General features: G+C 60.8%; 10 protein-coding genes and 2 tRNA genes. 5 read left to right on the forward strand and 7 right to left on the reverse strand.

The annotated features are described in order from the left end of the window. Positions 1–16 precede the first annotated feature (16 nt). A complete protein-coding gene (gene thrC / locus OSC50_RS04010) occupies positions 17–1426 on the forward strand; it encodes a threonine synthase (RefSeq protein ID WP_181078917.1) in 1410 nt (469 codons plus the stop codon). Positions 1427–1506: 80 nt separating this feature from the next. Here the strand turns inward: thrC and OSC50_RS04015 are convergent, their stop codons facing one another. After that, the gene (locus OSC50_RS04015; protein ID WP_266246608.1) at positions 1507–1749 is read right to left on the reverse strand and encodes a hypothetical protein; all 243 of its coding nucleotides are present in this window, start codon (positions 1747–1749) and stop codon (positions 1507–1509) included. Between the two features lie 312 nt (positions 1750–2061). Between OSC50_RS04015 and OSC50_RS04020 the strand changes: the two genes are divergently transcribed. Next, positions 2062–2346 carry a DUF3509 domain-containing protein gene (locus OSC50_RS04020; protein ID WP_181078919.1) on the forward strand — a complete coding sequence of 95 codons (285 nt, stop codon included), beginning with the start codon at positions 2062–2064 and terminating at the stop codon, positions 2344–2346. 258 nt (positions 2347–2604) lie between these two features. On the opposite strand, the gene OSC50_RS04025 is transcribed toward OSC50_RS04020, so the two are convergent. Continuing rightward, on the reverse strand, positions 2605–3804 hold the full coding sequence (locus OSC50_RS04025) for a CaiB/BaiF CoA transferase family protein (RefSeq protein ID WP_253509222.1): 1200 nt from the start codon (positions 3802–3804) through the stop codon (positions 2605–2607). 147 nt (positions 3805–3951) lie between these two features. Here OSC50_RS04025 and OSC50_RS04030 point away from each other — a divergent pair, with 147 nt between their 5' ends. Further along, positions 3952–4494 (forward strand): YaeQ family protein, encoded by a 543-nt coding sequence (locus tag OSC50_RS04030; protein WP_253509220.1) that lies wholly within the window; start codon positions 3952–3954, stop codon positions 4492–4494. A gap of 62 nt (positions 4495–4556) precedes the next feature. Continuing rightward, complete coding sequence (gene recJ / locus OSC50_RS04035) at positions 4557–6266, forward strand: single-stranded-DNA-specific exonuclease RecJ (RefSeq protein ID WP_253509218.1); 1710 nt, start codon at positions 4557–4559, stop codon at positions 6264–6266. Between the two features lie 60 nt (positions 6267–6326). On the opposite strand, the gene OSC50_RS04040 is transcribed toward recJ, so the two are convergent. The 4 genes from OSC50_RS04040 to OSC50_RS04055 all read right to left on the reverse strand — a co-directional run bounded on the left by OSC50_RS04040 (position 6327) and on the right by OSC50_RS04055 (position 10876). Next, the gene (locus tag OSC50_RS04040; RefSeq protein ID WP_181078927.1) at positions 6327–7607 is read right to left on the reverse strand and encodes a virulence factor family protein; all 1281 of its coding nucleotides are present in this window, start codon (positions 7605–7607) and stop codon (positions 6327–6329) included. Beyond that, positions 7607–10249, reverse strand: coding sequence for a bifunctional lysylphosphatidylglycerol flippase/synthetase MprF (gene mprF / locus OSC50_RS04045; RefSeq protein WP_181078929.1), 2643 nt, complete (start codon positions 10247–10249; stop codon positions 7607–7609). Before mprF ends, OSC50_RS04040 begins: the two co-directional genes overlap by 1 nt. A 266-nt stretch (positions 10250–10515) precedes the next feature. Continuing rightward, positions 10516–10592, reverse strand: a tRNA-Met gene (locus OSC50_RS04050). 207 nt (positions 10593–10799) lie between these two features. Further along, positions 10800–10876 (reverse strand) — tRNA-Met (locus OSC50_RS04055). Between the two features lie 279 nt (positions 10877–11155). Here OSC50_RS04055 and dinB point away from each other — a divergent pair. After that, the gene (gene dinB, locus OSC50_RS04060) at positions 11156–12214 is read left to right on the forward strand and encodes a DNA polymerase IV (protein WP_266246603.1); all 1059 of its coding nucleotides are present in this window, start codon (positions 11156–11158) and stop codon (positions 12212–12214) included. 61 nt (positions 12215–12275) lie between these two features. Here dinB and OSC50_RS04065 read toward each other — a convergent pair whose 3' ends face one another. Next, positions 12276–13229 carry a hypothetical protein gene (locus OSC50_RS04065; protein WP_181078933.1) on the reverse strand — a complete coding sequence of 318 codons (954 nt, stop codon included), beginning with the start codon at positions 13227–13229 and terminating at the stop codon, positions 12276–12278. Positions 13230–13247 lie beyond the last annotated feature (18 nt).

The raw sequence follows: 13247 nt of genomic DNA on the forward strand, positions 1-13247 counted from the left end.
CCGAAGGTTTGCCCCTATGCGCTACATCAGCACCCGCGGCCAGGCACCGGCCCTGAATTTCGAAGACGTCCTGCTGGCGGGGCTCGCCACCGACGGCGGCCTGTACGTGCCGGAAAACCTGCCGCGCTTTACCCAGGAAGACATTGCTTCGTGGGCCGGCCTGCCGTACCACGAGCTGGCGTTTCGGGTGATGCGCCCGTTCGTCACCGGCAGCATTCCGGATGCGGACTTCAAGAAGATTCTGGAAGAGACCTACGGCGTGTTTTCCCACAGCGCCATCGCACCGTTGCGTCAGTTGAACGGCAACGAATGGGTGCTGGAGCTGTTCCACGGCCCGACCCTGGCATTCAAGGACTTTGCTCTGCAATTGCTGGGTCGCCTGTTGGACTACGTGCTGGCCAAGCGTGGCGAGCGTGTGGTGATCATCGGCGCCACGTCCGGTGATACCGGCTCGGCGGCGATCGAAGGCTGCAAGCACTGCGAAAACGTCGACATCTTCATCCTGCATCCACACCAGCGCGTGTCGGAAGTGCAGCGTCGCCAGATGACGACTATCTTCGGCGAAAATATCCACAACATCGCCATCGAAGGCAACTTCGATGACTGCCAGGAAATGGTCAAGAACAGCTTCGCCGACCAGAGCTTCCTCAAGGGCACGCGTCTGGTGGCGGTGAACTCGATCAACTGGGCGCGGATCATGGCCCAGATCGTCTACTACTTCCACGCCGCCCTGCAGCTGGGTGGCCCGGCGCGTTCGGTGTCGTTCTCGGTGCCGACCGGCAACTTCGGCGACATCTTCGCCGGCTACCTGGCGCGTAACATGGGCCTGCCGATCAACCAGTTGATCGTCGCCACCAACCGCAACGACATCCTGCACCGCTTCATGAGCGGCAACCAGTATGTCAAGGAAACCCTGCATGCCACATTGTCGCCGTCCATGGACATCATGGTGTCGTCGAACTTCGAGCGTCTGCTGTTCGACATGCATGGTCGCAACGGTGCGGCCATTGCCGGCTTGATGGACACATTCAAGAGTGGCGGTGGTTTCAGCGTTGATGAAGAGCGTTGGACCGAAACCCGCAAGCTCTTCGATTCCCTGGCCGTGGACGACGCGCAGACCTGCGAAACCATCGCCGAAGTCTACGCCCACACCGGCGAGTTGCTCGACCCGCACACCGCCATCGGTGTAAAGGCCGCCCGCGAATGCCGTCGCAGCCTGGATATCCCGATGGTGATCCTCGGCACCGCCCACCCGGTCAAATTTCCGGAAGCGGTGGAGCAGGCCGGGGTCGGCAAGGCTCTTGAACTGCCGGCGCATCTCACAAACCTGTTCGAGCGCGAAGAGCGCTGCACGGTGTTGGCCAATGACCTGAAGGTTGTGCAGGCGTTTGTGAGCCAGCATGGCAATCGGGGTAAGCCTTTGTAAGGCCCATCGCGAATGCAAAAACGCCGCTTTCCCTTCCTTGGGTCAGCGGCGTTTTAGTTTGTGGCAGGCCCGGTCTCGCGTTACGAGAGTAGTTTCTGCGCGACCACGATGACTGTGCCCACAGCGGCATAGAAGCCTGTCGCGATAGCCACCGGGTACCAGAACGTCTCACAGGTTATCTTCAACGATTCTGCGTGAAGTTTGTTTTGCTCTGCATTCATGCGTGATATCTCGGCATTCATCCGTGACACCTCGGCAAAAATACGAGACACCTCTGCGTGCATTCTGTCTGTCGACGTCTGCGGTTCATTGTGTTCCGCCATCGCTATTTATCCTTCGCAATATGGGCCTTTTGACATGCGCTTGTGTCCGCATCGCAGCGCGGCCAGCGCTTATCGAGTATAGGATTCAGCCTCAGCCTTGGCCCGGCAAACCCCAAAACAGCAGCCCATTGCGTAAGCATTTATGTGCCGCCGTTTTTTGCCTGTCATGTTGCAAGCGCATGCTGGAGACGTCATCCCCCGGCGACCCCGCATAAACAAAAAAGCGAACTTTCCTACGTCGCAACCAGTCACTAAGGAAAGATGCAGCTCCCGTTTACAAGAATGTTTGCGAACTATTGAGTGGTGATCGAGATGGAAATTATCAGCCTATTGCTCGAAGAAGCACTGAGCCCTTATCAGGTGACGTTGACCACCGCAGGTATGCAGGATGAGTGCTTGGTGACTGTCAGGAATCCTGCTGACGCGATCGTGGTCGAGCGTGAATTCGATCGCGCACAGTTGATGGACAAGCGCGGGCTGGTGGATGTGGTGGATTGCCTGTTGCGCGATATCAAAATCGCCGAAGGGCGGCTGGAACCGTCGGTGATCGCAGCGCTGCGCAATGCCGCCCAGACTCGCGGCGCCGTGCGCGCATGAAGAATTGTTTATTTATGGAAACTTCCTACAGCGTGCCCGGTCAGATTTCGTAACAGCAAGAGCAAACATTGTGCTCCGGTGTTTGTGGCTTGTTGTACTGGTCTTGTTGTAGGCCACGTTTAACCCCGAAGTGTCTCCCCACTCTTCGGGGTTTCTTTTTGCCTGCGATTTGTCAGGGCGGGGGCGACGCTACGCACCCGCCAGCCTTCTGTGCGCCCAGGCCGAACCGAGCAAGCCTTCGCCTGTGCCGATGGCGTATCAGATCGCGCCTTCCTCACGCAGGCGCGCAATCGCCGCCGTGTCGTACCCCAGCTCGCCCAGCACTGCGCCGTTGTGCTCGCCCAGCTGCGGGCCGACCCACTCGCAGCTGCCGGGCGTGTCCGACAGCTTGGGCACTATGCCAGGCATTTTGAAATCCTTGCCGCCGGGCAGTTGTGCCTTGAGGAACATTTCCCGGGCCAGAAACTGCGGGTCTCCCAGCATGTCCTCGGCGCTGTAGATGCGACTGGCAGGCACCTCGGCCTGGTTCAGTTGCGCTATGACCTGATCCAGCGGCAGGGCGTTGACCCAGCGGTCGATCACGCCGTATAGCTCATCGCGGCGACTGTCGCGACCGTCGTTGCTGGCCAGTTGGGGATCGTTGGCCAGGTCGTCACGACCGATGGTCGCCATGAAACGCTTGAAGATTGCGTCGCCATTGGCGCCGATCTGTACATGCTTGCCGTCCGCGCTGGTGTGGATCGAGGAGGGCGTGATGCCGGGCATGATGTTGCCGGTGCGTTCGCGGATGAAGCCGAACACGTCGAACTCGGGAATCATGCTTTCCATCATGGCGAAAATGGCTTCATACAGCGCCACATCGACCATCTGGCCCTGGCCGCCGTTGACCTCGCGATGCCGCAGCGCCATCAGCGCGCCGATTACCGCCCACAACGCCGCGATAGAGTCGCCGATGGAAATCCCGGTGCGTACCGGCGGGCGGTCTTCGAAGCCCGTGATATAACGCAGCCCGCCCATGGATTCGCCCACCGCGCCGAACCCTGGCTGGTCCTTCATCGGCCCGGTCTGGCCAAAACCCGACAGCCGCACCATCACCAGTTTCGGGTTGAGCGCGTGCAAGGTCTCCCAGCTCAGGCCCAGTTTTTCCAACACGCCGGGACGGAAGTTTTCGATCAGAATGTCGGCATCCGCCAGCAGTTGCTTGAGAATGGCCAGGCCATCCGGGTGTTTGAGGTTCAACGTCAGGGATTTCTTATTGCGCGCCTGCACGAACCACCAAAGCGATGTGCCTTCATACAGCTTGCGCCATTTGCGCAGCGGATCGCCGCCGTCCGGGGATTCGACCTTGATCACCTCGGCGCCGAATTCCGCGCAGATACGTGAGGCGAACGGGCCCGCGATCAGGGTGCCGAGTTCGATGACTTTCAGGCCGGCAAGCGGTTTGGCATTAAACGACATGGGGATCCTTGGCTGCGCAGAACAGGTGTGTGATGCCTTTTAACATAGGCGAGGGCCCAGGGATAAGGCGGATGCAGCGCAGTATTCGTGGATTGGCGTCGCCATCGGTTAGACTGGCCGCCTTTCCTTGTCTCTAGAAGCCCGTTCATGGCCCAGCCGTCCACGACCTACAAATTCGAACTTAACCTCACCGACCTCGATCGCTCGGTGTACGAGAGTGTCAAACAGACCATCGCTCGCCATCCGTCGGAGACTGAAGAACGCATGACCGTGCGGCTCCTGGCCTACGCGCTTTGGTACAACGAGCAGTTGTCGTTTGGCCGTGGCCTGTCAGATGTAGACGAACCGGCCTTGTGGGAGAAAAGCCTGGATGACCGTGTATTGCACTGGATCGAAGTCGGCCAGCCCGATGCCGACCGCCTGACCTGGTGCTCGCGTCGCACCGAGCGCACCAGCCTGCTGGCGTACGGTAGCCTGCGCGTGTGGGAAGGCAAGGTGGTGCCGGTGGCCAACAACCTGAAGAATGTGCACATCGCAGCCGTACCGCAGGAGGTCCTCGAGACCCTGGCCAAGGACATGCCCCGCGTGATCAAGTGGGACGTGATGATCAGCGAAGGTACGATCTTCGTCACCGACGACCGCGGCCAGCATGAAGTGCAACTGCAATGGCTGGTCGGCGAACGCGATTGAGTTCAGTTGATTTCAGCCTTGCTGTTTAACCGTTGTATTAGAAGAGAAGCGCCCGTCACCCCATGCGTATCGATCCCCGCCCATTGCCCGCCGTCCTGCCGTTTCTCGGTGAACTGCCCCCGCTGTTGACCCGCCTCTACGCCGCGCGCGGGGTGCAGTCCGAGGCCGAGCTGGACAAGAGTTTGGCGCGGTTGATTCCCTATCAGCAGCTCAAGGGCATCGACGCGGCGGTGGATCTGCTGGTGACGGCGCTGGAGCAGCGCCAGCGCATCCTGATCGTGGGCGACTTCGACGCCGATGGCGCCACGGCCAGCGCCGTCGGCACCCTGGGCCTGCGGCTGCTGGGCGCTGCCCATGTCGACTACCTGGTGCCCAATCGCTTCGAATACGGCTACGGCCTGACGCCGGAAATCGTCGCCGTGGCCCTGCAGCGCGAGCCGCAATTGCTGATCACCGTGGACAACGGTATCTCCAGCGTCGAAGGCGTGGCCGCGGCCAAGGCGGCCGGGCTGAAGGTATTGGTGACCGATCACCACTTGCCGGGGGAAGAGTTGCCGGCGGCGGATGCTATCGTCAACCCGAACCAGCCGGGGTGCACCTTCCCCAGTAAAGCCTTGGCCGGTGTCGGCGTGATCTTCTACGTATTGATGGCCCTGCGCGCGCGCCTGCGCGAGTTGGGCCGATACGCGAACACACCGCAGCCCAATATTGGTGATCTGCTCGATCTGGTTGCCCTGGGCAGCGTCGCGGACGTGGTGCCCCTGGACGCCAACAACCGCATCCTGGTGCATCAAGGGCTGGAGCGCATCCGCGCCGGACGGGCGCGGCCGGGGATCAAGGCGATCCTGGAGGTGGCCAAGCGCGATGCGGCGCGAATTACCTCCACCGACCTCGGCTTTATTCTCGGGCCACGGCTCAATGCCGCCGGGCGCCTGGATGATATGAGCCTGGGCATCGAATGCCTGCTCACCCGAGATGTTGCCGCAGCGCGCGAGATGGCCGCACAACTGGACGGCATGAACCAGGACCGCAAATCCATCGAGCAAGGCATGCAGCGCGAAGCCCTGGCCCAGCTCAAGGACTTGCCGGTGGACTCCATGCCCTATGGCCTGTGCCTGTTCGACCCGCAGTGGCACCAAGGAGTAATCGGTATCCTGGCGTCGCGCATGAAAGAGCGCTACTTCCGGCCGACCATCGCCTTTGCCGACGCCGGGGACGGCCTGCTCAAAGGCTCAGGGCGCTCTGTGCCGGGTTTTCACATCCGCGACGCCCTGGCCGTGGTTGCCAGCCAGCATCCCACGCTGATCGCGAAATACGGCGGGCACGCGATGGCGGCGGGGCTGACATTGCCTGAGGAAAACTTCCCACTGTTCGCGCAAGCCTTCGATGCCGAAGTGCGTCGCCAATTGCGCGAAGAAGACCTCACGGGCCGCCTGCTGTCCGACGGCACTCTGGCGGTGGAGGAATTCCACCTGGAACTGGCCCGCGCTCTGCGACATGCCGGCCCATGGGGGCAGCACTTTCCCGAGCCGTTATTTCACGGCGTGTTCCAGTTGGTGGAGCAACGTGTGGTGGGGGAGCGCCACCTGAAAGTGGTGCTCAAGAGTGAGTGCGGTTCGGTGAAGCTCGATGGCATCGCGTTCGGGGTGGATCGGGAGGTCTGGCCGAACCCGACGGTGCGTTGGGTTGAACTGGCCTACAAGCTGGATGTGAACGAGTTCCGTGGCAATGAAACCGTGCAACTGATGATCGCGCATATCGAGCCGCGCTGACCAAACAAAGGTGGGAGGGGGCAAGCCTCCTCCCACATTTTGATTCCTGTAAGGCCGATTTTATTCGGTTTTGGCCTGGTGCTTGACGATGATATCCACCAACCGTTTGGCCAGCGCCGGATAATTTTCGTCGAAGTGATGCCCGCCCGGCAGCTTCAAGGCTTCACCCACGGCGGTCTTGTCGGTGCAGCCGCTCTCGTCGACTTCTTCGGCACCGTAGATGCACACCACCTTGTCTGCCGGCAGCTTGGCCATTTCGGGTCCGGTGGCGGCTTCTTTACCGGCGTTACCCAGCCAGCCTTCCACTTCGATTTCAAAGCTACCGGTACGGGCGAAGGCCAGCAGGATGATTGCATCGACCCGCTGTTGCTCGTTCTCCGGCAGGCGATTGTAAATGGCCGGCAGGACGTCGGCGCCGAAGGAGTAGCCGGTCAGCACGAAGCGCTTGGTGCCCCACTTTTGCCGGTAGTGCTGCATCAATTCGGTGAGGTCTTTGGCGCTTTGTTCCGGCGTCTTGTGCTGCCAGTAGTAGCGCAGTGTGTCGATGCCGACCACCGGGTAGCCGATCTTGGCCATCTCACTGGCTACGTCGCGGTCCAGGTCGCGCCAGCCGCCATCACCGGAGAGGAACAGCGTTACCGTGTCCTTGGCCTGGCCGGCCGGCACTTCGACCACCGGAATCGCCAGCCCGCCGTTGTCCGAACCGACCAATTGCTTGCGCAGTTCGTTGTTCAGCACTTGCGGGTAATGAATGTCGTAGTCGCTGATGCTGGTGGTGGCGCGCGGCGTATCACGTACGAAGCTGGCGCTTTCATCGTCAGGGTTGTCATTCCATGCCACCAGCCAGTTGCCGTGGGCGGCGGTTTTCGGCAACGGATCCTTGCACCCTTCCTGCACAAGCGCAAAGCCGACCGAGATGGCGTTGGCCTTGTCGTCGTTCTGTGTGGCCAGCCAGCGCCAGGCCAGTGCTGCGCCAGGGCCGATGCCGCTGACCAGGGTGGCCGGGCCCTTGAGCTGCGCCAGGGCCTCTTGCAGGGCTTGTTCCTGCAGTTTGCAGTCATCCTTGGGCAGCACCACTTGCACGATCTGCGCCTTGCCGCCCTGGCTCAGGGCCAGCAGTTGGCTGTCGGCCAGCACGTCGTCGGCCAGCACGGCCACGATCACGCGGGCTTTGGCGGCGCCGGCCGGGGTCACACGGGTCAGCGCCGCGCCATCGGCCTGGGGCAATTGCTCCAGAGTGGGCTGCGGGGCAGGGCGGTTCCAGTACCAAAAGCCGCCACCCAGGATCAGGGCGAGCAGCACTACTAAGGCCAATACATACCGCCAGGAGCGTCGAATCATCAGCGTTTCACCAATCCAGTCAAGCCGCCCGCGATGAGGGCGGCGGTATCGGCCAGTGCCACCAGCGGATCGAGTCCTGCGGGCACGGCCATATAGCGAGGTTCCCAGTCAGGCTGGAATTTGTCTTTGAAGCGGCGCAAACCTTGAAAGTTATACAGTTGCTCGCCGCGACGGAACACCATCGAGCCCAGGCGTTGGGTCAATGGGGCGCCGCGTCGTGGCTGCAGGCCCGACAACGGCACCATGCCGAGGCTGAAGCGGGCGTAGCCATGGTTCTTATAGTGTTGAATCAGGCCGACCATCATGAACTCCATGGTCAGCTTGGGCGCGTCCGGGTGCGCACGCATCAGGTCCAGACTGGCCAGGTCATGGTTGTAGGTTTCGAGCAGGTTGGCGAAGGCCACCGGGCGCCCTTCGAAGCGAATGATCGCGATGCGAAAGTGCTTGAGGTAGTCATCACTGAAGCGCCCCAGGGAAAAGCCTTTTTCGCGCACATTCTTACCGGTAAGCCAGGCGTCCGAGATAACTTTTAATTCATCCATCGGCGCCGTGCCCGGCTCGCAGATCTCCAGGGACAGGCCATCCCGGGTGCCACGGTTCCAGGTGTAGCGCAAATCCTTCATCTCTTTGCCCTTGGCTTCCAGGTCAAAGCGCTTGAGGTCCACGCGGGCTTCCTCGCCCAGCTTGATCGCGGTCAGGCCGATGTCCATGTAGTACGGCAGATTCTCCGCCCGCACCTGGTAGAACACCGGGCGCGCATGGTGGATGTCGCACAGGTCGCGGAACTGCCAGATCATCTCGGCGCGTTGTTGGGTCGGCCCGATCGGGTCGTACAGCGCCACCAGGCTGCGCCCACGGCGGGCGTACATCAGGAACGCTTCGTCATTGGGATGGAAGAGCAGGGCTTTGTCTCCCGTCAACGCCAGGCCACCGTCGGGCTGGGACGAGGCCATCAGGATCCTGGTGGCGCGCTCCAGTTCTTCCGGCGTGGGCAGATGGATCACGGGGCGCGCAGTACGCAGCAGCCAGGTCAGCGACACGATCACCAACAGCACGGCGGCGCCGAGCAAGGAGCGCAGGCCACGCGGGGCGTTGGCGTCGAGCGTGAACTGCCACCAGAGTTGGTGGCTGTAGGGGACGTCCTGGTAGGCAAACAACAGCAGCCAGATCGAGGCGCCCAGCACGCATACGCTGGCCACCAGGTACAGCGGCGAAAACGGCAGTTCGGTCAGGCGACTGGCGCGGTAGAACGAACGTCGGAAGATCGCCAGCAGCACCGCGGTCATGGTCATCAGACTGGCTTCTTCCCAGTCGAAGCCTTTAAGCAGCGAAAGCAGGGCGCCCACCAACAGCAACACCATGGTCAGCATCCAGGCGGCCGACAGGCGTCGACGCAGGCCCTGGGCGAGCAGCAGGCACAGCACGCCGATCAGGCTGGCACCGAAGTGGGAGGCGTCAATCAGGCGGTGGGGAATCAGGAAGCCGATGTTTTCCAGGCGTGAATCGATCTCCGGCGTGGCGCCGGAAAACAGCAGGACCACGCCGGACAAAAAAACCAGTACGGCCAGCACCGGGGCCGCCAGGCCCGAGGCCACTCGCAGGCTCTGCTGGGTCTGGAACAGGCGCTGGGCCTCATTGACCAGCAGGAAAACGCAAGCGATCAGCAGTGGCAGCACCACGTAGATCATGCGATACAGCAGCAACGCCGCCGCCAGTGGCGCGGCGCCGAGCTTGTCGGCGAAGGCTGCGAGCAGGATCGCCTCGAACACTCCCACACCGCCCGGTACGTGGCTGAGCACACCTGCGGCCAGGGCCAGCAGGTAGACCAGCAGGAACGGGCCGAAGGGCGGCGCTTCCGGCAGCAGCATATAAAGGACGGCGGCGGCGGCGGCAACATCCAGTGCGGTAATGACCAGTTGCAGGAAGGTCAGGCGACGACCCGGCAGGCGCAGGGTGCGGCGGCCGACCTTGACCAGCAGGTTGTCCGGATAGGGCTGTTCCGGCAAACGACGGCGATAGATACCGATGCACAGCGCGGCCGACAGTATCAGCACCGCGCCGGCAATACCGCCGAGCAGTATTTGCGGCAGATGCAGATAGCTGGAGGCGGCCGGCAGGTTGCTCAATGTCGCGATCGCGGCCAGCGGCGGCAGGGCAGTGCCCAAGGCCAGGCTGGCAAACACCGTCATGCGGGCTACTTCCGAGGCCCCGATGCCATGGCGTGCATAGAGACGGTAGCGCACCGATCCGCCCGAGAGCATCGACAGGCCAATGGCATTGCCGATGGCGAAGGCGGTAAAGCCGCCGAGGGCCAAGGTCTTGGCGGGCAGGTTTACCCCTGCGTAGCGGGCGCCGGAAAACTCATAGCCCAGCAGGATCACAAAGCCGGCGACGGCCGCAGCGAAGGCTCCCAGCAAGGCTGGCTTGGGCACTTCCAGGATCGAGTCGTGGAGAGCGTAGAGATCCAGTTCCAGCAACAGATGTCGGCAGGCGATCAGGGCGATGGCGAACAGCAGCAACGTCACTGCCAGGCCGATCGGCTGTCGGTATTTGCTCAACAGATCGAGCCAGCGCAAACGGGTGGGGGCGATCGGTTGGGTTGCTGTGACGGAATCTTGTGGTTCAGACGAGTTGGCGCGCATCAATCACCTCGTGGATTGTGCGCGACAGGATGGAGGTATCCAGCCAAGTTACCAATCCCTATGGACAAAATAATTACAAATATTAACGCGTATCACCGGGTGCGGCGACTGCGGCCATTGGTCGTAGAGGAGTAAGCATAGCGCGTGATCAGATGGACTCCACAAACCGTGTGCGGTTTCATGAAATATGCCATCTCATTGTTTCAGAAGAACTTTTTCTTCAGATACAAAAAAGGCCACTCTTTCGAGCAGCCTTTTTTGATGTTTGGTTGCGGGAGCCGGATTTGAACCGACGACCTTCGGGTTATGAGCCCGACGAGCTACCAGACTGCTCCATCCCGCGTCTGTGGGCGGCATTCTACAGTCCAGCGGCGAGGTGTCAACCGTTAATGGCCCGATGGGTCAAATAAGTGTGAATCGGAGGCTGCATACCGGTCAGGAGCGCTAAGTGTGCGGCGACTAAAGATTTTTTTGTCTTACAATTTTCGTACAGATGTAAAACAGGCAGGCACAAAAAAGGCCACTCTTTCGAGTAGCCTTTTTTGATGTTTGGTTGCGGGAGCCGGATTTGAACCGACGACCTTCGGGTTATGAGCCCGACGAGCTACCAGACTGCTCCATCCCGCGTCTGTGTGTCGGCATTCTACAGAGGAACGCGAGTGTGTCAACCTGTGATTGCAAGAAAAGCGCTTTGGGTTCAATCGGTTAGCTCTCGATAACGGCTTCCTTGACCGCACGGGCCCAGGCAGGCCGAGGGTTTCAGCTCTATTGCGCGGCTTGTTTCGATTGAGAAATTAAATCTCATCAGGAAAATTCCTACCGCTCAGACGGAAGATTCAAACTACTGGTGCTATATACAGGGGGTGAGTGCGATACTGAACGCCCGTTGGATTACCCCTTCTATTTATGACGCAGCGCAAAATCATCCACGTCGACTGTGATTGCTTCTACGCCGCCATCGAGATGCGCGATGACCCGAGCCTGGCCCGCAAGCCACTGGCCGTGGGCGGCTCGGCGGATCGGCGCGGGGTGATCGCCACGTGCAACTATGAAGCACGGGCCTACGGTGTGCGTTCGGCAATGTCGTCACGGCATGCCCTGAAGCTGTGCCCGGACCTGACCATCGTCAAGCCGCGCATGGATGCCTATAAAGAAGCGTCGAAGGAAATTCACACGATCTTTCGCGACTATACCGATCTGATCGAACCGCTTTCACTGGATGAGGCTTACCTGGACGTTTCCGACAGCCCGCATTTTGGCGGCAGTGCCACGCGCATCGCCCAGGACATCCGCCGTCGGGTTTCCAACCAACTGCACATCACCGTGTCTGCTGGCGTGGCGCCGAACAAGTTCCTGGCCAAGATCGCCAGCGACTGGAAGAAGCCTAACGGCCTGTTTGTGATTACCCCGGACCAGATTGAAGATTTCGTCTCCCAGCTGCGTGTGAGCAAGCTTCATGGGGTGGGCAAGGTCACCGCCGACAAGCTGGCACGCCTGGGTATCGAGGACTGTCTGCAACTGCGAGAGTGGAACAAGCTGGCGCTGGTGCGTGAATTCGGCAGTTTTGGCGAGCGACTGTGGAGTCTGGCCCGTGGGATTGATGAGCGCGCGGTGCAGAATGACAGCCGGCGACAATCCATCAGTGTGGAAAATACCTACGATACCGACCTGCCGGATCTCTCAAGTTGCCTGGCCAAGCTGCCTGAGTTGATGGAAACCCTGGCCGGGCGCATGGCGCGCATCGACAGCAGTTATCGCGCGGGCAAGCCGTTCGTTAAGGTGAAGTTTCATGACTTTACCCAGACCACCTTGGAGCAGGCCGGGGCAGGGCGGGATCTGGAGAGTTATCAGCAGCTACTGTCCCAAGCGTTCAATCGCGGTGGGAAACCAGTGCGTTTGCTGGGGATTGGCGTGCGCTTGCTGGACCTGAGTGGCGGTAACGAACAGTTAGAGTTCTCCTGGTAGAACCGCCAGTCAAAATGTGGAAGGGGCTCCTCCCACATTTGATCTCCAACCCTTTGCGCTCTCAGCGTGCGCCTGGATCCGCTACGAGTCGCCCTGCATCCTTGGTCAACGCCTGCAAAAATTCCTGCTGCAACTCAGGATCATTGCGGGTCAGTTCGATCAGGCTTTGTTCCAGCTCGCTGGCTTCCTCTTCCAGGCCCAACTCCGACAAGCGTTTGACGCGGTGCACCCACTGGCTGACTTCGTCGTCTTCCAGGTCGTCGTAGATCAAACCGTGGGCTTCGAGCAACTTGCCGCGCAGGGTGTGGCTGATGGCCAATGTCGAATCCACGTGCACATCGTCCTGACCATCCTCCACATTGATCTTCAAGGTGGTGACGTGGTTCAGGTCCTGCTCGGCAAAGGGGCTGTCCAGCAAATTCAGGCGCAGCACGCCGTTGCGGTCGGTGGTCAGCTCATGGGTCTGTTTGCCGGCAGTGACCTGGACCGGACGTTCGCTCCAGGGCAGGCTCGAATACTCCAGGCGCTTGTCGCGCTGGACTTCATCGATACCGGCCAGATTCTGCTGCGCGCGACCATGAGACTGCACGTTCATGAATGGGTTGAGCCCGTCCACGCCGTAGATCAGCCAATCATGGGTCACGCTCGTCGGCAGGTTGCCGAGGGCGAAGATGTTCGCCACGTTGGCGCCTGCACCTGCTACCAACGCCACCGCACCCAGTGGCATTTCATACACTTCGCGCCAGGGTTGGTAAGGCGTATAGCGGTCATAACGACGGGTGACTTCGAACTCGGTGACCTCAAAGGTCTTTTGTTCGTGAATGCGCACCCGGCGTTGCGGCAGTTCCAGCACTTTGGGCTCGCCTACATCGATCTGCAGGCTGTGATCGAGCAATTTGCGCTCGACCCGCTCCTCGTGCTCGCTGCGTTGCGACATCTGATTGGCGCAGCCGCTGACCAGCAGGGCGCCGCACAAGGCGGCGCCCCCCAGGGCTCTGGTGTTTCGCTTGAACATGACTTCTCTTGATCTGGT

This window comes from Pseudomonas quebecensis, from assembly GCF_026410085.1.
Classification (GTDB): Bacteria; Pseudomonadota; Gammaproteobacteria; order Pseudomonadales; family Pseudomonadaceae; genus Aquipseudomonas; species Aquipseudomonas quebecensis.

Excerpts from the sequence above, each read along its gene's own strand:
- thrC (WP_181078917.1), top strand. The coding sequence starts at position 17 with ATGCGCTACATCAGCACCCGCGGCCAGGCACCGGCCCTGAATTTCGAA.
- OSC50_RS04015 (WP_266246608.1), bottom strand. The coding sequence starts at position 1,749 with ATGGCGGAACACAATGAACCGCAGACGTCGACAGACAGAATGCACGCA.
- OSC50_RS04020 (WP_181078919.1), top strand. The coding sequence starts at position 2,062 with ATGGAAATTATCAGCCTATTGCTCGAAGAAGCACTGAGCCCTTATCAG.
- OSC50_RS04025 (WP_253509222.1), bottom strand. The coding sequence starts at position 3,804 with ATGTCGTTTAATGCCAAACCGCTTGCCGGCCTGAAAGTCATCGAACTC.
- OSC50_RS04030 (WP_253509220.1), top strand. The coding sequence starts at position 3,952 with ATGGCCCAGCCGTCCACGACCTACAAATTCGAACTTAACCTCACCGAC.
- recJ (WP_253509218.1), top strand. The coding sequence starts at position 4,557 with ATGCGTATCGATCCCCGCCCATTGCCCGCCGTCCTGCCGTTTCTCGGT.
- OSC50_RS04040 (WP_181078927.1), bottom strand. The coding sequence starts at position 7,607 with ATGATTCGACGCTCCTGGCGGTATGTATTGGCCTTAGTAGTGCTGCTC.
- mprF (WP_181078929.1), bottom strand. The coding sequence starts at position 10,249 with ATGCGCGCCAACTCGTCTGAACCACAAGATTCCGTCACAGCAACCCAA.
- dinB (WP_266246603.1), top strand. The coding sequence starts at position 11,156 with ATGACGCAGCGCAAAATCATCCACGTCGACTGTGATTGCTTCTACGCC.
- OSC50_RS04065 (WP_181078933.1), bottom strand. The coding sequence starts at position 13,229 with ATGTTCAAGCGAAACACCAGAGCCCTGGGGGGCGCCGCCTTGTGCGGC.